This is a genomic window from Pseudonocardia tropica (genome assembly GCF_040105315.1).
Lineage (GTDB): Bacteria > Actinomycetota > Actinomycetes > Mycobacteriales > Pseudonocardiaceae > Pseudonocardia > Pseudonocardia alni.
Genome location: NZ_JBEDNP010000007.1, coordinates 1 through 23,065, shown reverse-complemented (window position 1 = coordinate 23,065; position 23,065 = coordinate 1). Strand labels below are relative to the sequence as shown.

Below are 23,065 nucleotides of genomic sequence, written 5' to 3'. Positions count from 1 at the left end.
CGCTGGTGACCGTCCTTCTCGCACAGGCCGCCCCGCAGGCGACCGGCGCCGCCTCGCTGGCCTGGTTGCTGATCGCGCTCCCCGCGGCCGGTGCACTCGTGCTCTTCCTCGCCGGGCGGCGGGCCGACGCCTGGGGCCACTGGCTCGGTGTCGCGACCGTCGTCGGCGCGTTCGTCGTCGGTGTGACGATATTCCTGCAGACCCTCGGCCTGCCCGCCGACGAGCGGCTGCGCGAGCAGTCGCTGTGGTCCTGGATGTCCTCCGGCGCGCTGGAGGTCGACTTCGGGCTCCGGATCGACACGCTGTCGCTGACGTTCGTACTGCTGATCACCGGGGTCGGGGCGCTCATCCACCTCTACTCGGTGGGCTACATGAGCCACGACCCGAACCGGCGGCGGTTCTTCGCGCAGCTGAACCTGTTCGTCGCCGCGATGCTGGTGCTGGTCCTCGGCAACAACTTCGTGATGCTCTACCTCGGCTGGGAGGGCGTCGGTCTGGCGTCGTACCTGCTGATCGGCTTCTACCAGGACCGGCCCTCCGCGGCGACGGCGGCGAAGAAGGCGTTCCTGATGAACCGGGTCGGCGACGTCGGCCTGGCGATCGCGATCTTCCTGCTCTGGCTGGAGCTCGGGACCCTGCAGTACACGGAGGTCTTCGCCCGCATCGGCGAGGTCGGCGGCGGCACGGTCCTGGCGATCACGCTGCTGCTCCTGCTCGGCGCCTGCGGCAAGTCCGGCCAGTTCCCGCTGCAGTCCTGGCTCCCGGACGCGATGGAGGGCCCGACCCCGGTCTCGGCCCTGATCCACGCGGCCACGATGGTCACCGCGGGCGTCTACCTCATCGCCCGGGCCTCGCCGATCTACAACCTGTCCGAGACCGGACGGCTGGTCGTCGCGGTCATCGGTGTCATCACGCTGATGATCGGCGCGATCATCGGCTGCGCCTACGACGACATCAAGAAGGTCCTGGCCTACTCCACGGTGAGCCAGATCGGGTACATGATCCTCGCCGTCGGGCTCGGGCCGGCCGGGTACGCGCTGGGCATCCTGCACCTGCTGACGCACGGTTTCTTCAAGGCCGGGCTCTTCCTCGGCGCAGGTTCGGTCATGCACGCCATGAACGACGACGTCGACATGCGCCGCTTCGGCGGCCTGTGGCGGAAGATGCCGGTCACCTTCGTGACCTTCGGCCTCGGCTACCTCGCGCTGATCGGCTTCCCGTTCCTGTCCGGCTACTTCTCCAAGGACGCGATCATCGAGGCCGCGTTCGCCCAGGAGGGCTGGCAGGGCTGGGTGTTCGGCGGACTCGCGACGCTCGCGGCCGGTCTGACCGCCTTCTACATGACCCGCCTGATGATCATGACGTTCTTCGGTGCGGAGCGCTGGCGCACGGTGCAGTCCACCGACGGCCGCGACTACCACCCGCACGAGTCCCCGGCGACGATGACCGTCCCGATGATCGTGCTGGCCGTCGGCTCCGTCTTCGGTGGCGGCGTGCTCTACGGGATGATCCCGGAGTGGCTCGCCCCGGTCGTGGGGGAGCGCCTCGAGCTCGAGGGCGGCGCGCTGCCGCACGCGGTCATCCCGTGGCTGGTCGTCGGGGTCTCGCTGCTCGGTGTGCTGGCGGGCTACCTGTTCGTCGGCCGCTCCCCGGTGCCGGTGGAGCGCCCGCAGCGGGTGTCGCCGGTCGTCGCCGCGGCCCGTGCCGACCTCGGCGCGAACGCCTTCAACGAGGCGTTCATCGAGCGGCCCGGCATCGTCCTGACGCGGGCGCTCGCCTGGTTCGACGACCGCGGGATCGACGGGGCCGTCAACGGCACCGCGTCGGCGTTCGGCGGCGGTTCCAGCCGCCTGCGCCGGCTCCAGACCGGCTTCGTCCGGTCCTACGCACTCTCGATGCTCGGCGGGGCGGTCATCGTCGTCGCCGCGATGCTGGCGGTGAGGTTCGTCTCATGACCCCCCTGGACACGGCTCCCATCGTCCCCGGCTCCGGGGGCGACCCGTTCCTGATCGTGCTGCTGCTGGTGCCGGTCGTCGGCGCGCTGGTCATGTACCCGCTGCGCGCCAACACCGGGCTCGCGAAGTCGGTCGCGATGGCGACGGCGCTCCTGGAGCTGGTGCTCGTCGTCGTCGCGTGGGCGCTCTACTCCATCCCCGCGGCGCAGGCCGGCGCCCGGTTCCAGCTCGAGTTCTCGATGTCCTGGATCCCCGCGTTCGGCACGCACATCGCGTTCGGCGTCGACGGCATCGCGCTGGCGCTGATCGGGCTCACCGCGTTCCTGGTGCCCGGCCTGATGCTGTTCGCGTGGGCGGAGAAGCTGCCCGAGGGCCGCTCGGCCGCCGGGTACTTCGCGCTGCTGCTGGCGACCCAGGCGACGCTGGTCGGCGTCTTCGCCGCCACCGACGTCTTCCTGTTCTACGTCTTCTTCGAGGCCATGCTGGTCCCGATGTACTTCCTGATCGGCCGCTTCGGCGGGCCGCGCCGGCAGTACGCGGCGGTCAAGTTCTTCCTGTACTCGCTGCTCGGCGGCCTCGTCATGCTCGCGTCGCTGATCGGGCTGTTCGTGGTCAGCGAGCAGCAGCTGGGCCAGGGCACGTTCACCTGGGCGGACCTGCAGGCGATGGCGTCGAGCGTGCCGGAGTCGACCCAGATCTGGCTGTTCCTCGGCTTCTTCGTCGCGTTCGCGATCAAGGCGCCGCTGGTGCCGTTCCACACCTGGCTGCCCGACGCCGGTGCCGAGGCTCCGATCGTCGGCGCGGTGCTGCTGGTCGGCGTGCTGGACAAGGTCGGCACCTACGGCTTCCTGCGCTACCTGCTGCCGCTGTTCCCGCAGGCGTCGCAGGCCCTGGCGCCGCTGGTGCTGGTGCTCGCCGTCGCCGGGATCGTCTACGCGGCGCTGCTCGCGGTCGCCCAGACCGAAATGGGCCGATTCGTCGCCTACACGTCGGTGGCGCACTTCGGCTTCATCGCGCTCGGGGTGTTCGCGTTCTCCTCGCAGGCCTTCGCCGGCGCGACGCTGTACATGGTCAACCACGGTCTCTCGACGGGCATGCTGTTCGTCATGGTCGGCGTGCTGATCAGCCGCGGCGGCTCGCGCCTGATCGCCGACTACGGCGGCGTCGCGAAGCTCGCCCCGGTGATGGCGGGCTGCCTGCTGCTGGCAGGCATGAGCTCGCTGGCGCTGCCCGGCACGAACTCGTTCGTCTCCGAGTTCCTGGTGCTGGTCGGCTCGTTCCCGAACCGGCCGGTGTTCACCGTGATCGCGACGATCGGCATCATCTTCGCCGCGCTCTACGTGCTGTGGTTCTACCAGCGCACGATGCAGGGCCCGGTGCGCGGCACCGCGGTCATCGCGGCGCTGGAGCGCGGTGGCGCGGGCGGCCCGGGGTCGATGATCGACCCGGCGGTCCACGCTCGGCGCAAGGGCTCCGGCTTCCCCGATCTCACGGGTCGTGAGATCGGCGTGCTCGCGCCGCTGATCGTCGCGATCGTGGTGCTCGGCTTCTACCCGGGCCCGGTGCTCGACCTGATCAACCCGTCGGTGACGGCGACGATGACCGAGCTCGGGCTGCCCGACCCGGTCGTGGCTGGAGGGATCTCCCGATGAGGGCACTCGCGCAGGTCGCGCCGATCGAGATGCCGGCGGTCGACTGGGCGGCCACCGCGCCGCTGTGGATCGTGTTCACCGGCGCCTGCGTGTCGGTGCTGCTGGAGGCGTTCCTCCCGCGGCACCAGCGCTGGCCCGTCCAGGTCGTGCTGACCGGGCTGACCCTGGTCGCGGCGCTCGTCGCGCTGGCCGGGTACGCGCTCGGGTCCCCGGCAGCGGTGCTGACCTTCGGCACCGCGCTGTCGGTGGACGCGCCCTCGCTGTTCCTGTGGGGCACGCTGATCGTCCTCGCGATCCCCAGCCTGCTGCTGATCGCGGACCGGTCGGTGGAGCCGGGCGGGGTGTTCGTCGCCTCGGCCGCCGAGCGGGCCGCGGTCCGCTCCGGCGGCGGCCCGGCCACCCCCGCCGGCGGCGAGCACGTCGACCGCTCCTACGGGGCGCCCGACGAGACGCCGACGATGCAGACCGAGCCGTTCCCGTTCGTGCTGTTCGCGCTCGGCGGCATGATGGCGTTCGTCGCGGCGAACGACCTGCTGACGATGTTCATCGCGCTCGAGGTCCTGTCGCTGCCGCTGTACCTGATGTGCGGGCTGGCGCGGCGCCGCCGGCTGCTGTCGCAGGAGTCCGCGGTCAAGTACTTCCTGCTCGGCGCGTTCGGCTCGGCGTTCTTCCTCTACGGCATCGCGCTGCTCTACGGCTACGCGGGCTCGGTGCGGCTCTCGGCGATCTCGCAGGCCGCAGCGGGCACCCTGGCCTCGGACACGTTGCTGTTCGCGGGTCTGGCGCTGCTGCTGGTGGGGCTGCTGTTCAAGGGCTCGGTCGCCCCGTTCCACACCTGGACCCCGGACGTCTACCAGGGTGCTCCGACGCCGGTCACCGCGTTCATGGCGGCCTGCACGAAGGTCGCCGCGTTCGGCGCGATCGCACGGGTGCTCTACGTCGGCTTCGGCAGCACCGTCTGGGAGTGGCGCGGCGTGCTGTGGGTGGTCGCGGTCGTCTCGATGGTCGTCGGCGCGGTGCTGGGGCTCACCCAGACCGACGTGAAGCGCATGATCGCCTACTCGTCGATCGCGCACGCCGGGTTCATCCTGCTCGGCGCGATGGCGCTGACCCCGCAGGGCACGTCCGGGCTGATGTTCTACCTGCTGGCCTACGGCTTCACGACGGTCGCGGTCTTCGGGATCATCTCGCTGGTCCGCACCGGCGACGGCGAGGCCTCGGACCTGGCGGCCTGGGCGGGCCTGGCGAAGCGGTCGCCGCTCGTCGCCGGCATCATGACGTTCCTGCTGCTCGCGCTCGCCGGCATCCCGCTGACCAGCGGGTTCACCGCCAAGTTCGCGGTGTTCTCGGCGGCGTCGGCGGACGGCATGGTGCCGCTGGTGGTGATCGCGCTGGTCGCGTCCGCGGTGGCCGCGTTCTTCTACCTGCGCATCGTGGTGCTCATGTACTTCTCCGATCCCGCCGAGGACGGTCCGACCGTCGTCGTGCCCGGGGCGTTCACCACCGTGGCCATCACCCTGGGCACGCTGGCGACCCTCGTTCTCGGGATTCTTCCCACACCCGTCCTCGAATGGGCCGCCAGCGGCGCGTTCTCGGGCTGACGTTCGTAGGCTGTGGGAGTGGAGACACAGAGTGTGGCCGGGATCCGGATGGCGGATCCGGTCCTGGCCGAGGCCACCGCTGACGGGCTCAAGCGGGTCGAGGACCTGCTGCACCGTGAGGTGCACAGCGACTACGAGTTCGTCACCGAGACCTCGTTGCACCTGATCGACGCGGGTGGCAAGCGGTTCCGTCCGCTGTTCACGCTGCTCGCGGCGCAGGTGGGACCGCATCCCGAACGCGACGAGGTGATCACGGCGGCCGCCGTGGTGGAGCTGATCCACCTGGCGACGCTGTACCACGACGACGTGATGGACGAGGCGTCCATGCGGCGGGGCGCGGAGTCCGCGAACTCGCGCTGGGACAACTCGATCGCGATCCTGACCGGGGACTTCCTGTTCGCGCACGCGTCGCGTCTGGTCGCCGACCTGGGCCCGGACGCGGTGCGGATCATCGCCGAGACGTTCGCGCTGCTCGTGACCGGTCAGATGCGCGAGACCCGCGGCCCCAAGGCCTCCGAGGACCCGGTGCAGCACTACCTGCGGGTGGTCGCGGAGAAGACCGGGTCGCTCATCGCGACCTCGGGTCGCTACGGCGGCATGTTCTCCGGCGCACCCGCCGAGCACGTCGAGGCGCTGCGGACCTTCGGCGAGGTCATCGGGGCGGCGTTCCAGATCTCCGACGACATCATCGACATCGCGTCGCCGTCGGACGACTCGGGCAAGACGCCCGGCACCGACCTGCGCGAGGGCGTGCACACCCTGCCGATGCTCTACGCCCTGCGCGACGGCGACGACTCCGCCGACGCGTGCAGGCTGCGGCAGCTGCTGGCCGCCCCGATCAGCGACGACGACGAGGTGGCCGAGGCGCTGGAGCTGCTCCGCTCCGGTGACGCGCTGGTCAAGGCCCGGGAGACCGTCGCCGGGTACGCCGACCGGGCGCGCGCCGAGCTGGCGGTGCTGCCGCCGTGCCCGGCGATCGAGGCGCTGCGGACGCTCACCGACTACACCGTGGAGCGGGTGGGCTGAGGCGACGGTGGGCGTCGCCGTCGCAGCAGGTCGACGGTGAACACCACCAGCGCCAGCCAGACGAGGGCGAACCCGGCCCAGCGGGCCGGGGACATCGTCTGCCCGACCACCAGCACGCCCCACAGGAACTGCAGCGTGGGGTTGATGTAGAGCAGCACCCCGAGGGTCGTGAGCGGCAGCCGTCGCGCCGCGGAGCCGTAGAGCAGCAGCGGCAGCGCCGTCGCCGGGCCCGCGGACAGCATGAGCAGCAGGTGCCACGGCCCGTTCCCGGTGAACGTGCCGCCGCCGGAGAGCTGCAGGACGAGCAGGAACACCGCGGCCGGCACGACGAGCACGAGGCCCTCCGCGGTCAGGCCGGCCGCGGCGGGCAGCGGCGCGGTCGCCTTGAACAGCCCGTAGATCCCGAACGAGCAGGCCAGCGCCATCGACAGCCACGGCACCGTGCCGTTCCCGACCGCGATGACGATGACGGCCGTCGCCGCCAGCCCCAGCGCCACCCACTGCGCGGGCCGCAGCCGCTCCCGCAGGACGAGGACGCCGAACAGCACCCCGACCAGCGGGGTCATGTAGTAGCCGAGCGCGGACTCGACGACCAGCCCCACCGAGACGCCCCAGATGAACAGGCCCCAGTTCAGTGCGATGAAGACCGCGGCGGCGGCCGTCGCGAGCCACCCGCGGACGCCGAGCCCGCGCACGTCGCCCCAGCCGCGCAGCACGGTCAGCACCACCGACATCAGCACCGCGGTCCACAGCACGCGGTGGGCGAGCACCTCCAGCGGCGCCGCGGGGTCCAGCAGCGGCCAGAACGCCGGGAACAGGCCCCACAGGACGTACGCGCCGACACCCGCGGTGAGCCCGGCGGGGTTCCGCTCACTCCGTTCGGGTGTGGTTCGTTCGGGGGAACGGGCGGTGGTCACGGTCGCCTCGGGTGGTCGGTCACGTGCACGATGATCCGGTACGGGTGTGCTCCCGCGCGAGACGACGGCGGGGCGGGCACGATCCGTGATACCAAGCACGGCGACAGCGGTCCGGGACGGTCCCGGGCGGACGGAGGTCCGGCATGGGCTGGATGTGGGTACTGCTGGCGGTGCTCGTGGTTCTCGTGGCGGCGGGGGTACTGGTGTCCCGGCGCCGCGGGGGGACCGTCGAGGGCGGTCCGGACGCCACGGGTGCGCCCGACGCGGCGGAGGCGTCCGACGGGCCGGGCCCGGGGCACGACCCCGGCACCGTGGGGCTGTTCGACACCGCGGGAGTGGTCGACCCGTCCGCCGCGGCGGCCGGGGCGCACACGCCGTCGCCGGACGTCGCACCGCCGCCCGCTTCAGGGAACGGTGCGGCGGAGCGGTCCGGCTCCGGGGCGACCGGGGGCGAACCCGCCGAGCACGGCGGAACCGGCGGTGCACAGGCGGGGAACGGGCTGCCCGGCGGGACGGGGTCCGACGCGGCTCCCGGGACCCGGCCGGCGGACGCCGTGCCCGGCGCCACGGCGACGGCCCCGGACACGCCCGGTCCGGAGGCGTCGGGTCGCGGCGCCACCGTGGACGGAGCCGACGGGGACGGCGTCACCGCGGGCGGGACCGGTCCGGTCGGTGAGCCCAGGCCCACGACCGACGGCGCCGCCGCCCTGTCCCAGGACGGTGCGGCGCAGGACGGTGCGGCGCAGGACGGGGCGGCGCAGGACGGCGCGGTTCTCAACGGTGCGGCCCAGGACGGTGCGGCCCAGGACGGTGCGGCCCAGGACGGCGCGGCCCAGGACGGTCCGGCCGACGACTGCGCGGCCGACGACGGCGCGGCCGACCCCGGCCCGGTCCCGGACGAGCCGGCCGGCGCCACTGCGACAGCGGACGGTGCCACGGCCCCCGAGGTACCCCTCCCGCGCGCCGGGAGCGACCCTGCGCCGCAGGACGGGCCGTCCGAGGGCGACGACGAGCCGGCAGGCCGCCACGCCCTGCGCGACGACGTCGAACCGGCCCCGCTGCCCGAGCCGGGCCCCGCGCCGGCCGACGACGGCCCGCCCGCACCGCTGCTGATCCCGTCCCGGCCGCGGCAGGGCACCGGTGGCTCGGCGCTGGCGGCGCTCGACTCCCGGATCATCGGCCCGTCCGCGGCGTCCGCGCCGCTGCCCCCGGGCGTGCGTCCCGGCCCGTACCCGGACTCGGTGCTCGCCCCCACCGACGGCGACGACCCGCCCGAGACGCACCGCGTGAAGGTGCACAGCGGGTCGCGGCGGTTCCACCCGCCCGAGTCGCCGTACTACGTCCGGACCCGCGCGGACCTGTACTTCACCGCGGAGGGCGCCGCACGGGCGGCCGGGTTCATCGCCTGGCACGAACGTCCCGGGGCCCGCTGAGCCCACCACCTCCGGACACACGACGGCCCCGCTACTCCGAGGAGTACCGGGGCCGTCGTCCGTCGCGGGCCGGGTCTAGACGATGGTCCAGGTGTCGCGGCCGTTGAGCAGGGCCTGCAGGTCCGCGTCGGGCTCGGCGTCGCGGGCCGCCTGGACCTGGGCGCGGGCGGCGTCGTCGTAGGTGGGGCGGTCGGTGCTGCGGAAGACCCCGGTGACGGTGTGGGTGAGGTCCTGGTCCGACAGCCGGGACAGGGCGAAGGCGAGTTCGTGGTCGGCCTGGTCGTGGACCACGATCCGCGCCGCGTCGACCGACGCGGTCTCGACGACCCTGAGCCTGAACCCGTCCTGGACGACGGCGTGCGAGCCGCGACCGTCCTCGCCGGGGGCGCCGAAGGTGATCGGCTCGCCGTGGACGACGGGGATGAGGCGGTTCTCGGTGTCGCCCTTGCGCAGGACGTCGAAGCTGCCGTCGTTGAAGATGGGGCAGTCCTGGAAGATCTCGACCAGCGCGGAGCCGCGGTGCTCGGCGGCGGCCTGGAGGACCGCGGTGAGGCTCTTGCGGTCGGAGTCCAGGGCGCGGCCGACGAAGCTCGCCTCGGCGCCCAGGGCCAGCGAGATCGGGTTGAACGGGTGGTCCAGTGATCCCATGGGGGTGGACTTGGTGACCTTCCCGACCTCGGAGGTCGGGGAGTACTGGCCCTTGGTCAACCCGTAGATGCGGTTGTTGAACAGCAGGATCTTGATGTTGACGTTGCGGCGCAGCGCGTGGATCAGGTGGTTGCCACCGATGGACAGGGCGTCGCCGTCGCCGGTGACGACCCAGACGCTGAGGTCCTCGCGGGAGGTGGCGAGGCCGGTGGCGATGGTGGGAGCGCGGCCGTGGATGGAGTGCATCCCGTAGGTGTTGAGGTAGTACGGGAACCGCGAGCTGCAACCGATGCCGGAGACGAAGACGGTGTTCTCGCGCTTGATCCCCAGGGTGGGAAGGAACTGGCGGACGGCGGCGAGGACGGCGTAGTCACCGCAGCCGGGGCACCAGCGGACCTCCTGGTCGGAGGTGTAATCCTTCGCGGTCTGCTTCGCGTCCGTCGTCGGGACGCCGTCGAGCCCGCCGATGGACGGCAGGCCCAGGTCGGTGGCGGTCATGCCTGCGCTCCAGTGGTCTCGTTGGCGATGTCGGCCGCCGACTCCGGGTGCTTGCCGGTGAGGTAGTCCAGGAACACGTCCTGGAGCTCCTCGGCGCCGAACGGGAGCCCGGCGACCTTGGTGTAGCTCTTGACGTCGACCAGGTGCTCGGCGCGCAGCAGCATGGCGAGCTGGCCGAGGTTCATCTCGGGGCAGAGCACCGTCCGGTAGCCGCCCAGGATCTCGCCGAGGTTGCCCGGCATCGGGTTGAGGTTGCGCAGGTGCACCGTGGCGACCGAGTGGCCCAGCTTGCGCACGCGCCGCGCGGCGGCGTTGATCGGCCCGTAGGTCGAGCCCCAGCCGATGACGAGGAAGCCGGCGTCGCCGTCGGGGTCGTCCACGACGAGGTCGGGGACGGTGATGCCGTCGATCTTGGCCTGGCGCAGCCGGACCATGCGGTCGTGGTTGTCCGGGTCGTAGGAGATCGAGCCGCGTCCGTCGGCCTTCTCCAGCCCGCCCACGCGGTGCTCGAGCCCCGCGGTGCCCGGGATGGCCCACGGGCGGGCCAGGGTCTCGGGGTCGCGCAGGTAGGGCCAGAACTCCCCGGACCCGTCGGGGGCGTTGGGCTCGGTCGCGAACCCCGGGTCCACCGTCGGCAACGACTCGACGTCGGGGATCTTCCACGGCTCGGAGCCGTTGGCCAGCGCCCCGTCCGACAGCAGCATCACCGGGGTGCGGTACTTCACCGCGATCGCGGCGGCCTCCACCGCGGCGATGAAGCAGTCCCCCGGGGTGCAGGGGGCGATCACCGGTAGCGGCGCTTCGCCGTTACGCCCGTGCAGGGCCTGGAGCAGGTCGGCCTGCTCGGTCTTGGTCGGCAGCCCCGTCGACGGCCCACCGCGCTGGACGTCGATGACCAGCAGCGGCAGCTCCAACGCCACGGCCAGGCCGACGGTCTCGGCCTTGAGCGCGATCCCCGGCCCCGACGTCGTGGTGACACCCAGTGCCCCACCGAACGCCGCCCCGAGGGCGGCGCCGACACCGGAGATCTCGTCCTCGGCCTGGAACGTGGTCACGCCGAAGGCCTTGTGCTTGGACAGCTCGTGGAGGATGTCCGAGGCCGGCGTGATCGGGTAGGTACCCAGGAACACCGGCAGGCTGGTCGTGCGCCCCGCGGCGATCAGCCCGTAGGCCAGGGCGACGTTCCCGGTGATCTGCCGGTAGGTCCCCGGCGCGAGGCGGGCCGGGGCGACCTCGTAGGTCACCGCGAACGCCTCGGTCGTCTCCCCGTAGGCGTGGCCCGCGCGGAAGGCCAGGATGTTGGCCTCGGCGATGTCGGGCTTCTTGGCGAACTTCTCCCGCAGGAACCGCTCGGTCGACTCCGACGGGCGGTGGTACATCCACGACAGCAGACCGAGGGCGAACATGTTCTTCGCCCGCTCGGCGTCCTTCTTCGACAGCCCCGTCTCCTCCAGAGCCCCACGGGTCAGGGTCGCCATCGCGACCCCGTGCACCGCATAGGGTTCCAGGGAGCCGTCCTCCAGAGGGTTCGCCGCGTAGCCGACCTTGGTCAGGTTCCGCTTGGTGAACTCGTCGGTGTTCACGATCAACACCCCACCCTGGGGCAGATCACCGATGTTCGCCTTCAACGCCGCCGGGTTCATCGCGACCAGCACATCCGGACGGTCCCCCGGGGTCAGGATGTCGTAGTTCGCGAAATGCAGCTGGAACGACGACACCCCCGGCAGCGTCCCGGCAGGAGCCCGGATCTCAGCGGGGAAGTTCGGCAGCGTCGACAGGTCGTTGCCGAAGTTCGCGGTCTCGGAGGTGAAACGGTCACCCGTCAGCTGCATACCGTCACCGGAGTCGCCGGCGAACCGGATGACCACCCGGTCGCGCTGCACGACCTCGGAGTCGCGTGCCTCGACGGGAGTGTCGCTGGTCGTCATGGGCTGATGGTCCCCAGTTCGGCGTCGAATTGTCCCTCGATACATCGAGGCTAACTCCCGGTTCGTCCCCCTGTCCGGAGACCCGGGATCACGTCACATAACCCAGGTTACGTTCGTGGTGCGGATCACTTCTTGCTGATCTTCTTCTGCAGCGCCGCGACGCGCTCCGCGAACGCCTCGGAGTGCACCGTCTCGGCCTGCGCGCGCACCTCGATGTCGGTGGCGTCGGCGTGCGCGTCGAGCCGGGAGGTGATCCGCATCGTCGCCTTGGTGGTGACGATCAGGTCCCGCGGTGCGGCGGCGGCCCGGCCCGCGAGCTCGCGGGCGCCGGCCATCAGGTCCTCGTCACTGTCGTAGGCGCGCCAGGCCAGGCCGACGCGCTCGGCCTCCCGGGCGTCGAGGACGTCGCCGAACAGGGTCATCGCTGCGGTGCCCTGGGCGCCGAGGGCGCGCTGGGCCATCCACGTGTAGCCGCCGCCGGGGTGCAGGCCCAGCTGCATGAAGCGGACGTCGAACTCGGCGGTCGGGCCGGCCAGCCGGACGTCGCAGGCCAGGGCCAGGTTGATCCCGGCGCCGACCGCGGCGCCGTTGACCGCGGCCAGGGTCGGCAGCGGGGACGAGGCGATGGCGAGGAAGCCGGAGTAGACGCGCTTGAGCGTCGCCGGGTCGGCCTCCTGCAGCTCCGCGAGGTCACCGCCCGCGCAGAACGCGGGTGCCTGCCCGGTGACGACGATCGCGCCGACCGCGTCGTCGGCGTTCGCGGCCTCGACGGCGGCGACGAGCCTCTGCGAGAGGTCCAGGTTCAGCGCGTTGCGCCGCGCCGGGTTCGACACGGTGAGCACCGCGACACCGTCGGTGACCTCGGTGCGGACCTCTGCCGTGACATCGCCGTCGCTCATGGGCCCGACTCTTCCACGACGGGTCAGCCTCCCGCACATGACGGCTGTACAGGCGACCGAGCGGTCCGGTGCGCTGCAGCACCGTCTCGACGGCTACCGCGTGACCGCGGAGCGGACCACCCGCTACCGGGCGTCCGTTCCGCTCGGCACGACGCCGCACCTCGACGCGGTGATCGAGTCCGTCGCGGGGCGCGAGCTGCGGGTCCGCGGTGCGGGCAGGCTCGACGCCCCGGACGGCACCGTCGCGGGGTCGGCGACGGCGCTCGTCCTGGGCGCCACCCTCGACCACTTCCGCCGGTGGGCCCCCGAGGGCACCCGGTCCCGGGAGCGGCGCGCGCGTCGAGCCACGGCCGGGCCCGGGTCACACCCGGGAACGCGCTGCCCGGTTCGTCCGTTGACCAGGGTGACCCCCGCAGGACCGCACGGAGAGGTGACCCCGGCGTGCACAGCCACATGAACGGTCTGAAGACGGCCGTCCTCCTCGGCGCGATGAGTGCCCTGATCCTCGCGATCGGCGGGGTCCTGGGCGGGCGCGGCGGACTGGTCATCGCGCTCGTCATCGCGTTCGCGGTGAACGGGTGGGCCTATTTCAACTCGGCGAGGACGGCGCTGCGGTCGATGCACGCCCAGCCGATCACCGAGGCCGAGTACCCGCAGCTGTTCCGGATCGTCCGCGAGCTCAGCCAGCGGGCCCGCCAGCCCATGCCGTCGCTGCACATCAGCCCGACCGACGCGCCGAACGCGTTCGCCACCGGCCGCAACCCGCGGCACGCCGCGGTCTGCGTGACCACCGGTCTGCTGCACCTTCTCGACGAGCGCGAGCTGCGCGCCGTCATCGGCCACGAGCTCAGCCATGTCTACAACCGCGACATCCTGATCTCCTCGATCGCCGGCGCGCTCGCCTCGGCGGTGTCGTTCCTCGCCAACTTCGCGATGTTCGCCTCGATCTTCGGCGGCGGCGACGAGGACCGCCCGAACCCGATCGCGATCATCCTGGTCGCGATGCTGGGCCCGATCGCGGCCGGCGTCGTGCAGATGGCCGTCAGCCGGTCCCGCGAGTACCAGGCCGACGCGTCGGGCGCCGAGCTCACCGGCGACCCGCTGGGGCTGGCCTCGGCGCTGCACAAGCTCGAGTACGGCACCGCGGCCGCCCCGCTGCCCCCGGACCCGCGGCTCACCGCGCAGTCGCACCTCATGATCGCCAACCCGTTCCGGCCCGGCGAGAAGATGGCGAGGTGGTTCTCCACCCACCCGCCGATCGAGGACCGGATCGCCCGGCTCCAGCAGATGGCCCGCCGCTGACTGACCGTTCCGGGGGTGGTTGCGTGTCCCCGGGTCGCTGTTCCGTAACGGTTCGGGGTGCCGCGAGCGATGGACCTCCCAGAGCAGAGCTCCCCCTGCGGAAGAGGACCCATGAGCGAGACCCCGTCCCAGAAGCCCCGCCACGCGCTCACCGACACCGGTGGGACGCCGTCGGTGCCGCTCCAGGGCGGCCCGGTCGAGGTGCCGTCACCGGCGCGCCCGGGGGACGACGTGGTCACCGGGACCGGCCCGGGGGAGCAGGTCGCGCTGCCGGCGGCCCGGACGTCCTCGGACGCCGACGCCCCGGTCGCGCCGACCGCCGCCGATGCGGACGTCCCGGCCCCCTCCGACACGGACGCGCCGGACGCGCCCACCCCGGACGCGGAGCCAGAGACGCCGGAGCCCCGGGCCCCCCACGCGGCCGCGCCGGACCCGGCGCCCGACGGCGGGTCCGCCGACGACGCGCCCACCACCGCGCTGCCCGTCCTCCCGCGTCCCCGCGACGCGGCCGGTCCCGGCCGGCAGCGGCCCGTCGGCGACCCGACCCGGCAGGCCCCGGGCGCCTACGTCCCCGGGCAGTACGCCGCGGCGGCCCCGCGACACCCGTCCGGTTCGACGGAGGCACCGCATCCGCCGGCGGCCCGGCACCCCCTCGCCGCACGGCACCCGATGGCGCAGCGTCCGCCCGCGGGGTTCCCGTCGGGGCCCGCGGCACAGGCCCCGGCCGTCCAGCGGCTCCCCGGGCCGTTCCGCGCGGCGCCGTTGCCCGAGGGCGGCGGTACCCGGACCTCCGGTGGCTTCCGGCTGCCCGACTTCCCGGCCCGCACCCGACCGGTGCTGCCCGCCGTCCTGGGTGCGGCGGCCGCGGTCGTCCTGGCCCTCGGTGTCGTCACGGGGGTCACCGGTACGTCGGACGCGTCGCCGGCGCCGGCGCCCGCCCCGGTGTCCACCCCCTGACCGATCTGCTTGTATCCCCGCCGTGGGGATCTCCTGGGACGACTACCGCAGCCACGACGCCGTCGGGCTGGCCGCACTCGTCGCCGCGGGTGAGGTGAGCGCAGCGGACCTGCTGGAGGCCGCCATCGCCCGCGCCGACGCCGTCGAGCCGGGCCTCAGCTCCATCCGGCTGCGGCTCGACGACGCCGCCCGCTCCCGCGCACGCGGCCCGCTGACCGGCCCGTTCGCGGGCGTCCCGTTCCTGGTGAAGGACCTCGCCCAGCACATCGCCGGGGTCCCGACGGCGTCCGGCTCCCGACCGCTCGCCGACCACCCACGCCCCGAGACGTCGACGGTGGTCCGGCGCTGGACCGAGGCCGGTCTCGTCGTGTTCGGACGGACCGCCACCCCCGAGTTCGGTGCGCGCGCCGTCACCGAGCCCGCGCTCGGCGGCCCGACCCGCAACCCGTGGGACCCCGGCCGCACCCCCGGCGGCAGCTCCGGCGGGTCCGCCGCGGCCGTCGCCGCCGGGATCGTCCCCGCGGCCGGCGCGAGCGACGGCGGCGGCTCCATCCGCATCCCGGCCGCCGCCTGCGGGCTGTTCGGCCTCAAGCCCGGCCGCGGCGTGACGCCGTCCGGGCCGGACGTCGCCGAGGGGTTCCACGGCGCGGCGGTGCAGGGAGTGCTGTCGCGGACCGTGCGGGACTCGGCCGTCCTGCTCGACGTGACGGCCGGGCCGGAACCGGAGGGCCCCTACGTCGTGCGCCCGCCGGAGCGCCCCTACGCCGACGCCGTCCGGGACGACCGGGCGCCGTTGCGGATCGGGCTGGCCACCGCGTCGCCGCTGGGCACCGACGTCGACCCCGAGGCGGTCGCCGCGGCCACCGACGCCGCCGAGCTGCTGACCTCGCTCGGGCACGTCGTGGAGGAGTCCGCCCCCGCCCTCGACGGCCGGGCGCTGGCCACCGACTTCCTCACCACCTGGTTCTCCACGATCTCGGCCCAGGTGGCCTCGGCGCGGGCGCTGACCGGGTGCGGCGACGACGCCTTCGAGACCGAGACCCGGGTGATGGCCGCGATCGGCCGCGCCACCCCCGCGCCGGACCACCTCGCCGCGCTCGCCCGCCGCCAGGACCACACCCGCGCGCTGGCCGCGTTCCACGAGCGCTACGACCTGCTCCTCACCCCCACCCTGGCGCGTCCGCCGTGGCCGATCGGGGAGCTGGCCTTGCCCGCCCCGGCCCGGATCGGCGCGCAGGCGCTGCTGCGGGCCGGCGCGTCCGGCCTGTTCGGACGGCTCGGTCTGGTCGAGAGCCTGGTCGACGCCAACTTCGCCCCGGTGCCCTACACCCAGCTGGCGAACCTGACCGGGCGGCCCGCGTCGTCGGTGCCGCTGTACCGGACGGCGACCGGGCTGCCGCTGGGCGTGCAGTTCGTCGGGCGGCCGGGGTCCGAGCCGTTGCTGCTCGCCCTGGCGGCGCAGCTGGAGCGGGCGCGGCCGTGGGCGCACCTGCGGCCCGCGGTCTAGGGGTCGACGAGCCGCGCGAGTTCCCGCACACCCGCTCCCGCTGCACTCCGGCCACGGCCGGCGCGTGGTGCAGCAGACCGTCGACGGCGTGCACCAGGGTGCGCGCGAGCCCGTCCGGGTCCGCCGTGCCGGGCCGCCGTGACAGGTGGAACGCGACCTCCCGGACGCAGTCCTCCCGCAGCGCCTCGACGGCCGCGACGCCGTGCGGGGTGCGGGTCGCGAACGCGGCGAACAGCGCGTGCAGACGCGGGTGGTCGGCGTGCAGGGCCACCGCGGTGTCGGCGATGCGCAGCAGCGCGGTGCGCGGCTCCGGCGGGTCCGCCCGCAGCTCGGCGCAGATCGCGTCCAGAGTGGACCGGGCCTCCCGGACGTGCCGGGCGACCAGCTCGTCGAGCAGGGCCTGCTTGTCCGGGAAGTACTGGTACAGCGACCCGACGGCGACGCCGGCCCGCGTCACCGTCCGGGGCCGGTGTGCCCGGGAGGCTGCGGCGGGACGCATCGAGGGGTGTGCGTCCGGCCGGGAGCCGGCCCGCCCGCCCGCGACCCGACCGCCACGATCGGCGACAGCCTGTCGATCGTGGGCGTGTGGCGTGGCGGGCGGGAGGTGTCCGGCCGTGCCGGGGCCGGCCCGGCTACCGGTAGTTGGTGAACTGCAGCGCGATGCCGAAGTCCTTGGACTTGAGCAGCGCGATGACGGCCTGCAGGTCGTCCTTCTTCTTGCCCGAGACGCGCAGCTGGTCGCCCTGGATCTGGGCCTGGACGCCCTTGAGCTTCTCGTCGCGGATGGCCTTGCTGATCTCCTTGGCCTTGTCCTGCGCGATGCCCTGCAGGATCTTGCCGCCGGCCTTGTAGGCCTTGCCCGACAGCTGGGGCTCGTCCACCTCGAGAGCCTTCAGGCTGATCGAGCGCTTGATCAGCTTCTCCTTGAACACCTCGATCCCGGCGAGCAGCCGCTCCTCGGTGTCGGACTCGAAGGTCACGGCCTCCTCACCGGCCCATGCGACCGTCGTGTTGGTGCCGCGGAAGTCGAAGCGCTGCGACAGCTCCTTGGCGGCCTGGTTCAGGGCGTTGTCCACCTCCTGGCGCTCCACCTTGCTCACGACGTCGAACGACGGGTCGGCCATCGGTCACTCCCTCGGGGTCGGTCGGGGCCCCCTCGTCGGGGGCCGTCGGTCGTGTCGTATCCTCGTTCACGCACTCAGCGAGAGCGACGTGCACCCCGGCTGGTTGCCCGAGCGGCCAAAGGGAGCGGACTGTAAATCCGTCGGCGTAGCCTTCCCAGGTTCGAATCCTGGACCAGCCACCAGGGTAGAGAAGGGTCCCCGACCAGCGGAAACGCTGGGACCGGGGGCCTTTCTCGTTGTCCAGCTGTGTTCGGCTCCGCGCCGGTCTCTACGGGTGTTCACGGACGCATCACGGACGCGATCATGAACGACCGTCGCGGAGTGCCCGCTCGACCCGGCGGCGGAGCGCGTCGTCCTGGCCGGCGATGCACTTGGCGTAGACCCGAAGTAGGACGTTGACGCTGTGGCCGGCCCATTGGGCGACCTGCGTGGCGGGGACGCCGCCATTGAGCCAGGTCGACACGGCGGCGTGCCGGAGGTCGTAGGGCCGGCGCGCGAGCGGCGACGCGGCCTCGTCGAAAGTGAGCGCGGCGAATCGAGCAGCGGCCCACAGGCGGCCGTAATGGCTCTCGGAGAGCGCTCCACCGCGGGCACCGCGAAACAGTCGACCATCCGATGTGGTCCCATGTTCGACGAGGTGATCACGCAGGATGGTCGTCAACTCCGGGGGGCTGGGGACGACGCGCACCTCGTCCACGCTGCGATGCTTGAGCTGGCGCGGTTCGCGGCGGTTCCCGGACTCACTCCACGACCGGCCGGCAGCCGGAGCCGAGGTGCTCAGGTATAGCTCGCCCCATCCCGACTCGGGCAGCGCGAGGGCATCCTTCCGGAGATCCACGGCCTCCCCGGGGCGCAATGCGGCGTAGTACATTACAGCGAAGAACGCGACGAGCGGCGGGCCGGAGCCCAGTTGCCGAACGGCTGAGAACAGCGCACGGGCTTGGCCGTGGTTGATCACAACGCGTGGGTCCACCGCCTCAGCCAGCTTTGGTGCCCGCCACTTCATCGAGGTCAGAGGGTTCCCCGCGAGGTGTCCGCGTTCCACCGCGTACTCGACAGCGTTGAAGAGGATCGCGCGCTTCCGGCTGACCGTGGACGGCGCGGCCGGCCTCCCGTCGAGGCGCAGGGCCAGGGTGTCGAGCACCGGCCGCGGTCAAGTCCGCTGGTGTGGTGTGTGACGGCTGCCGCGTGATCTTCTGTTCTGTCAGGCGCGGAGCGCCGGGATCGTGTGGGTGGGGGTCACCTCCTCGGTGCCGGTCGGGGTGTCGGGGACGGGTGTGACGCGGGCGCGGGCCAGGACGTCGAGGCCGAGGTAGCGGCGTCCTTCGGCCCATTCGTCGTGCTGTTCGGCCAGAACGGCGCCGACCAGGCGGATCAGGGAGTCGCGGTCGGGGAAGATCCCGACCACGTCGGTGCGGCGACGGATCTCGCGGTTGAGTCGCTCGCTGGGGTTGTTCGACCAGATCTGGCGCCAGACCCCCTTCGGGAAGCTGGTGAAGGCCAGGACGTCGGCACGCGCGGTGTCGAGGTGCTCGGAGACCTTCGGCAGCTTCTCGCAGAGTGCGTCGAGGACCCGGTCGAACTGTGCGTGGACGCTCGCGGCGTCGGGCTGGTCGTAGACCGAGTGCAGCAGCGCCCGCACCCACGGCCAGGAGGACTTCGGGGTCGCGGCCATCAGGTTCGCCGCGTAGTGGGTCCTGCAGCGCTGCCAGGCCGCGCCGGGCAACGTCGCCCCGATCGCGGCGACAAGGCCCTGGTGGGCGTCGCTGGTGACGAGCTTGACCCCGGACATACCGCGGGCGGTCAGGTCGCGGAAGAACCCCAGCCAGCCGGCGCCGTCCTCGGCGGAGGTGACCTGCAGGCCGAGGATCTCCCGGTGCCCGTCACCGTTGACCCCGGTGGCGAGCAGGGCGTGGAGGTTGACCACCCGCCCGTCCTCGCGCACCTTCACGACCAGGGCGTCAGCGGCGACGAAGGTGTAGGGGCCCTGGTCGAGCGGGCGGGTCCGGAACTGCTCGACCTGGTCGTCGAGGTCGGCGGCCATGATCGAGACCTGGGACTTCGACAGCCGGGTGATGCCCAGGGACTCGACGAGCTTCTCCATGCGCCGGGTCGAGACCCCGAGCAGGTAGCAGGTCGCGACCACCGTCGTGAGCGCTCGCTCGGCGCGGCGGCGGCGTTCCAGTAACCAGTCGGGGAAGTAGGAGCCGTTGCGCAGCTTCGGGATTGCCACGTCGATGGTGCCGGCGCGGGTGTCGAAGTCGCGGTGGCGGTAGCCGTTGCGGGTGTTCGTCCGCTGCTCGGAGCGCTGGCCCCAGGCGGCTCCGCACACCGAGTCGGCATCGGCGGACATGAGGGTGTTGATGAACGTGGTCACCATCTGGCGCAGCAGGTCGGGACTCGCCTGGGACAGCTGCTCGTGCAGGAACTCGGTGGGGTCGATACTGGAGGGCGCGGTCATCGCGTGATCCATCTCCTGTTGGCTGTGAGAGGCGTTCAGAAGATCACGCGGTGGCCGCCCTACACGATGCCTCGCCCGTCACCGAGCCGGTCGCACACCACCTTGGTGGACGCCACTCCGCGCGCGCGGCGCTCCACAGGTGGTGGTGGGCATCCAACCGCCTGCCGCGCAGAACCTCGGGGGATGAGTCATCGGCACTCCTGACGCGCGTTCGGGACGGTCGGCGGGCTCCGGGTTAGAACGCGGCCATGGCCGCCTCGACGACGACCTGGTCCTGCTCGCCGGTGCCTCCGGAGACTCCGACACCGCCGACGACATTGCCGTTGCTCCCGCGCAGTGGCAGACCTCCAGCGAAGATCATCACGCGGCCGTGGTTGGAGTCGCTGATGCCGTAGAACTGCTCGCCGGGCTGGGAGTTCTTCGCGAGGTCACCGGTCGAGGTGTCGAAGGCCCGCGCGGTGAAGGCCTTGTTGATCGAGATGTCGATGCTGCCCATCCAGGCGTCGTCCATCCGGATGTGTGCGACCAGGTTCCCGCCCGCGTCGACCACGGCCACGTTGCTCGGAGACCCGATCTCGCGGGCCTTCTGCTCGCCCGCGGCGATGACCCTGCGGGCATCGTCGAGGGTCACTGTCTCGATCTGTCTCATCGTCGCCTCTTTCGTGGTCTGGTCGCCGGGTTAGGCGGTCAGATCGGGTTGATTCAGCTGGGCTGGGTGGGGTTGAGGACGACCTTGGTCCAGCCCTCGTCACGGGCGTCGAAGTGCTGGTAGGCCTCCGGTGCCTGGTCGAGGGTCAGGTTGTGGGACACGATCCAGGACGGGGTGATCTTGTCTTCGGCGATGAGGTTGCGCAGGTGGCGGTTGTAGCGCTTGACCGGTGCCTGTCCGCAGCCCATCTGCTGGCCCTTGAACCAGAAGGTGCCGAAGTCGAAGCGGGCCTTGCCCTGTTGGGCGAGCTCGTCGGGGGCACCGGGGTCTTGGGGGATGAACACGCCGACGGTGCCGATGCCGCCGGTGAACTTCACCGAGGCGACCAGGTTGTTGAGGGTCAGCGCGTTGTCCTCGTTGCCCTGGGGGTCGTGGGCCTGGTAGCCGACGCACTCGGCGCCGCGGTCGGCGCCGCGGCCGCCTGTCTGCTCCATGACCTGGTCGACCGGGGAGCCCTTCGAGTCGTCGATCGGGATCGCGCCGATCTGTTCGGCCAGCTTGAGCCGGTCGGGGTGGCGGTCGACGACCATCACCTTCGCCGCGCCCTTCACCGTCGCTGACAGGGCGGCCATCAGACCGACCGGACCGCCGCCGTAGATCACGATGGTCTCGCCCGGAGTCAGCCCGGACATCTCCACTGCGTGCCAGCCGGTGGGCAGGATGTCGGAGAGCATCGTGTAGTCGTTCTGCTTGCCCTTGGCGTCCTCGGGCAGGCGCAGGCACTGGAAATCGCCCCACGGGACGCGCAGGTACTCGGCCTGCCCGCCGGCCCAGCCGCCCATGTCGGCGAACCCGTAGGCGCCACCTGCTACACCGGGTTCGTTGGCGGTCAGGCAGTAGTTGGTCAGTCCATGTTCGCAGTTGTTGCAGTGCCCGCAGCTGACGTTGAACGGGACGGACACCATGTCCCCGACCCGGATCTTGTCGACGCCGCCGCCGACCTCGATGACCTCGCCGAGGTTCTCGTGGCCGAAGATGCGGCCCTGCTCGAAGTCGGTGCGTCCTTCGTACATGTGCAGGTCCGACCCGCAGATGTTGGTCGAGGTGATCTTCACCAGGACGTCGGTGGGCTTCTCGATCCGGGCGTCGGGGACCTCGTCGACGCTGACCTGGCGGGGACCGTGATAGACGAGTGCCTTCATGAGCACGTTCCTTTCCTGGTTCGGTTCCTTGGCGGTCGGTACTGGTCAGGCCGTGGCCGGGACGGCAGCGAACTGTTCGACGATCGCCGCGCAGAACGCGGGCAGGTCGAACGGTGACCGGCTGGTGATGAGCTGGCCGTCGATGCAGACCTCTTCGTCGACGACCTCGGCACCGGCGTTGCGCAGGTCGGTGCGGATGCTCTGCCACGAGGTGAGTCGTCGTCCCCGGATGACATCGGCCTCGGCGAGGGTCCAGGGGCCGTGGCAGATCGAGGCGACCGGCTTGCCGGTGCCCACGAAGGCGCGCACGAACTCCACCGCGGTGGGGTCGGTGCGTAGCTGGTCGGGGTTGACCGTGCCGCCGGGCAGCAGCAGCGCGTCGTAGTCGCTCACCGACGCGTCGCCGACCTGCTTGTCGACGGTGATCGTACCGGCCGGGTCCTTGTCCCACTCCCGTGCCCAGAGAGACCCGGTGTGCAGTGAGAGCACCTCGACGGTGGCGCCGGCTCCGTAGAGGGCGCCGCGGGGCAGATCGAGTTCGACACGCTCGACCCCGTCCGCGGCCAGGATCGCGACCGTGCGGCCGCGCAGTTCGTGGGCAATGACTGTTCCCCCTTGATCATCGGGCGGACCCGGGCTCAACGGGATCGCATTGCGTCTACCCCGTCCGCCGGATGCCAAATCATGTGGTGTTCATCAAGAGTCGGATGGTCCGATTCACCGGCGATCGGTGTCCGTGTCGGGGTGGTCGCGGTAGGGCGGTGAAGGGTCAGGGCGGAGTCGAGCCCGGTGAGCTGCAGCAGCCGCCGGGGGTGGCGGCCGAGTGGGTGAGCACCAGCCAGCACGGGTAGGCGCGGAACTGGCGGTTGGCGCCCACAAGGACCCGGAGGCTCCCGGCCGCGCCCAGGAACTCCAGCTCGCGCAGGTCCAGGACCAGGTAGTAGACCCCTGTCTCACACAGCCCGTCGAGCAGCGTGACCAGAGTGGGCGCGGTGGCCAGGTCCAGCTCACCGCGCGCCGGGACCCGGCAGCGGGGCGGACGGCCCCCGTGGGCTCAGCGACCCGTCCACATGGGCAAGATCTTGAACACGACGGCACCGCAGTATGAGACGTCCGAGAAGTCCTCGACCCGGTTAACAGACGCCGTGATCGAGTACGCCGGTCCAATCGCGCATCGCCTTGAACCGCCCCGGCGTGTCGGGAGACTTGATCTTCTGAGGAGATGGAGTCATGACACGTCGTTCCCAGCCGCCGTATCCGCCGGAGTTGCGTGAGCGGGCGGTGCGCATGGTCGCCGAGGTCGAGT

General features: G+C 72.1%; 19 protein-coding genes, 1 tRNA gene and 2 pseudogenes. 10 read left to right on the top strand and 12 right to left on the bottom strand.

Annotated features, from left to right (window positions below):
- Positions 1–2 precede the first annotated feature (2 nt).
- The 4 genes from nuoL to WHI96_RS13225 are packed head-to-tail and all read left to right on the top strand — an operon-like array spanning position 3 to position 6,234.
- Positions 3–1,955 carry an NADH-quinone oxidoreductase subunit L gene (gene nuoL / locus WHI96_RS13240; RefSeq protein ID WP_425571683.1) on the top strand — a complete coding sequence of 651 codons (1,953 nt, stop codon included), beginning with the start codon at positions 3–5 and terminating at the stop codon, positions 1,953–1,955.
- Complete coding sequence (locus tag WHI96_RS13235; RefSeq protein WP_345650910.1) at positions 1,952–3,607, top strand: NADH-quinone oxidoreductase subunit M; 1,656 nt, start codon at positions 1,952–1,954, stop codon at positions 3,605–3,607. Before nuoL ends, WHI96_RS13235 begins: the two co-directional genes overlap by 4 nt.
- The gene (gene nuoN, locus WHI96_RS13230) at positions 3,604–5,208 is read left to right on the top strand and encodes an NADH-quinone oxidoreductase subunit NuoN (RefSeq protein WP_345650908.1); all 1,605 of its coding nucleotides are present in this window, start codon (positions 3,604–3,606) and stop codon (positions 5,206–5,208) included. The genes WHI96_RS13235 and nuoN overlap by 4 nt, the downstream gene beginning before the upstream one ends.
- A 48-nt stretch (positions 5,209–5,256) precedes the next feature.
- On the top strand, positions 5,257–6,234 hold the full coding sequence (locus WHI96_RS13225; protein WP_345650974.1) for a polyprenyl synthetase family protein: 978 nt from the start codon (positions 5,257–5,259) through the stop codon (positions 6,232–6,234).
- On the opposite strand, the gene rarD is transcribed toward WHI96_RS13225, so the two are convergent.
- Positions 6,210–7,151: an EamA family transporter RarD gene (rarD, locus tag WHI96_RS13220; RefSeq protein WP_345650906.1), complete on the bottom strand. Its 942-nt coding sequence runs from the start codon at positions 7,149–7,151 to the stop codon at positions 6,210–6,212. The genes WHI96_RS13225 and rarD overlap by 25 nt on opposite strands.
- A 143-nt stretch (positions 7,152–7,294) precedes the next feature.
- Between rarD and WHI96_RS13215 the strand changes: the two genes are divergently transcribed.
- Positions 7,295–8,584, top strand: a complete 1,290-nt coding sequence (locus tag WHI96_RS13215) for a sunset domain-containing protein (protein WP_345650904.1) — start codon at positions 7,295–7,297, stop codon at positions 8,582–8,584.
- Positions 8,585–8,659: 75 nt separating this feature from the next.
- Here WHI96_RS13215 and WHI96_RS13210 read toward each other — a convergent pair whose 3' ends face one another.
- The 3 genes from WHI96_RS13210 to WHI96_RS13200 form a co-directional block, all read right to left on the bottom strand.
- On the bottom strand, positions 8,660–9,730 hold the full coding sequence (locus tag WHI96_RS13210) for a 2-oxoacid:ferredoxin oxidoreductase subunit beta (RefSeq protein WP_345650902.1): 1,071 nt from the start codon (positions 9,728–9,730) through the stop codon (positions 8,660–8,662).
- A complete protein-coding gene (locus WHI96_RS13205; protein WP_345650900.1) occupies positions 9,727–11,658 on the bottom strand; it encodes a 2-oxoacid:acceptor oxidoreductase subunit alpha in 1,932 nt (643 codons plus the stop codon). The genes WHI96_RS13210 and WHI96_RS13205 overlap by 4 nt, the downstream gene beginning before the upstream one ends.
- Before the next feature lie 125 nt (positions 11,659–11,783).
- Positions 11,784–12,557: an enoyl-CoA hydratase gene (locus tag WHI96_RS13200; protein ID WP_345650898.1), complete on the bottom strand. Its 774-nt coding sequence runs from the start codon at positions 12,555–12,557 to the stop codon at positions 11,784–11,786.
- A gap of 37 nt (positions 12,558–12,594) precedes the next feature.
- Here WHI96_RS13200 and WHI96_RS13195 point away from each other — a divergent pair, with 37 nt between their 5' ends.
- The 4 genes from WHI96_RS13195 (at position 12,595) to WHI96_RS13180 (ending at position 16,323) form a co-directional block, all read left to right on the top strand.
- Complete coding sequence (locus WHI96_RS13195) at positions 12,595–13,014, top strand: hypothetical protein (RefSeq protein WP_345650896.1); 420 nt, start codon at positions 12,595–12,597, stop codon at positions 13,012–13,014.
- On the top strand, positions 12,999–13,859 hold the full coding sequence (gene htpX, locus WHI96_RS13190; RefSeq protein ID WP_345650894.1) for a zinc metalloprotease HtpX: 861 nt from the start codon (positions 12,999–13,001) through the stop codon (positions 13,857–13,859). Before WHI96_RS13195 ends, htpX begins: the two co-directional genes overlap by 16 nt.
- A 111-nt stretch (positions 13,860–13,970) precedes the next feature.
- Positions 13,971–14,816 (top strand): hypothetical protein, encoded by an 846-nt coding sequence (locus WHI96_RS13185; protein ID WP_345650891.1) that lies wholly within the window; start codon positions 13,971–13,973, stop codon positions 14,814–14,816.
- Positions 14,817–14,838: 22 nt separating this feature from the next.
- Positions 14,839–16,323 carry an amidase gene (locus tag WHI96_RS13180; RefSeq protein WP_432422459.1) on the top strand — a complete coding sequence of 495 codons (1,485 nt, stop codon included), beginning with the start codon at positions 14,839–14,841 and terminating at the stop codon, positions 16,321–16,323.
- 43 nt (positions 16,324–16,366) lie between these two features.
- Here WHI96_RS13180 and WHI96_RS27855 read toward each other — a convergent pair.
- Together WHI96_RS27855 and WHI96_RS13175 are read right to left on the bottom strand one after the other, a co-directional pair.
- Positions 16,367–16,822: pseudogene (locus WHI96_RS27855) on the bottom strand (TetR/AcrR family transcriptional regulator); the annotation flags it as partial.
- A 133-nt stretch (positions 16,823–16,955) separates the two neighbouring features.
- On the bottom strand, positions 16,956–17,447 hold the full coding sequence (locus WHI96_RS13175; protein WP_062397949.1) for a YajQ family cyclic di-GMP-binding protein: 492 nt from the start codon (positions 17,445–17,447) through the stop codon (positions 16,956–16,958).
- A 97-nt stretch (positions 17,448–17,544) separates the two neighbouring features.
- Between WHI96_RS13175 and WHI96_RS13170 the strand changes: the two genes are divergently transcribed.
- Positions 17,545–17,629: transfer RNA gene (locus tag WHI96_RS13170), tRNA-Tyr, on the top strand.
- Positions 17,630–17,748: 119 nt separating this feature from the next.
- Here the strand turns inward: WHI96_RS13170 and WHI96_RS13165 are convergent.
- From WHI96_RS13165 to WHI96_RS27850, 6 genes and pseudogenes are all read right to left on the bottom strand, one after another.
- Complete coding sequence (locus tag WHI96_RS13165) at positions 17,749–18,591, bottom strand: tyrosine-type recombinase/integrase (RefSeq protein WP_345650888.1); 843 nt, start codon at positions 18,589–18,591, stop codon at positions 17,749–17,751.
- Positions 18,592–18,651: 60 nt separating this feature from the next.
- A complete protein-coding gene (locus WHI96_RS13160) occupies positions 18,652–19,908 on the bottom strand; it encodes an IS256 family transposase (protein WP_345650886.1) in 1,257 nt (418 codons plus the stop codon).
- A gap of 235 nt (positions 19,909–20,143) precedes the next feature.
- Complete coding sequence (locus WHI96_RS13155; RefSeq protein ID WP_345650883.1) at positions 20,144–20,557, bottom strand: GlcG/HbpS family heme-binding protein; 414 nt, start codon at positions 20,555–20,557, stop codon at positions 20,144–20,146.
- 53 nt (positions 20,558–20,610) lie between these two features.
- A complete protein-coding gene (locus tag WHI96_RS13150) occupies positions 20,611–21,759 on the bottom strand; it encodes a glutathione-independent formaldehyde dehydrogenase (RefSeq protein ID WP_345650880.1) in 1,149 nt (382 codons plus the stop codon).
- Between the two features lie 45 nt (positions 21,760–21,804).
- Positions 21,805–22,362: a type 1 glutamine amidotransferase domain-containing protein gene (locus WHI96_RS13145; protein WP_345650970.1), complete on the bottom strand. Its 558-nt coding sequence runs from the start codon at positions 22,360–22,362 to the stop codon at positions 21,805–21,807.
- Between the two features lie 166 nt (positions 22,363–22,528).
- Positions 22,529–22,771: pseudogene (locus tag WHI96_RS27850) on the bottom strand (STAS domain-containing protein); the annotation flags it as partial.
- Between the last annotated feature and the right edge of the window lie 294 nt (positions 22,772–23,065).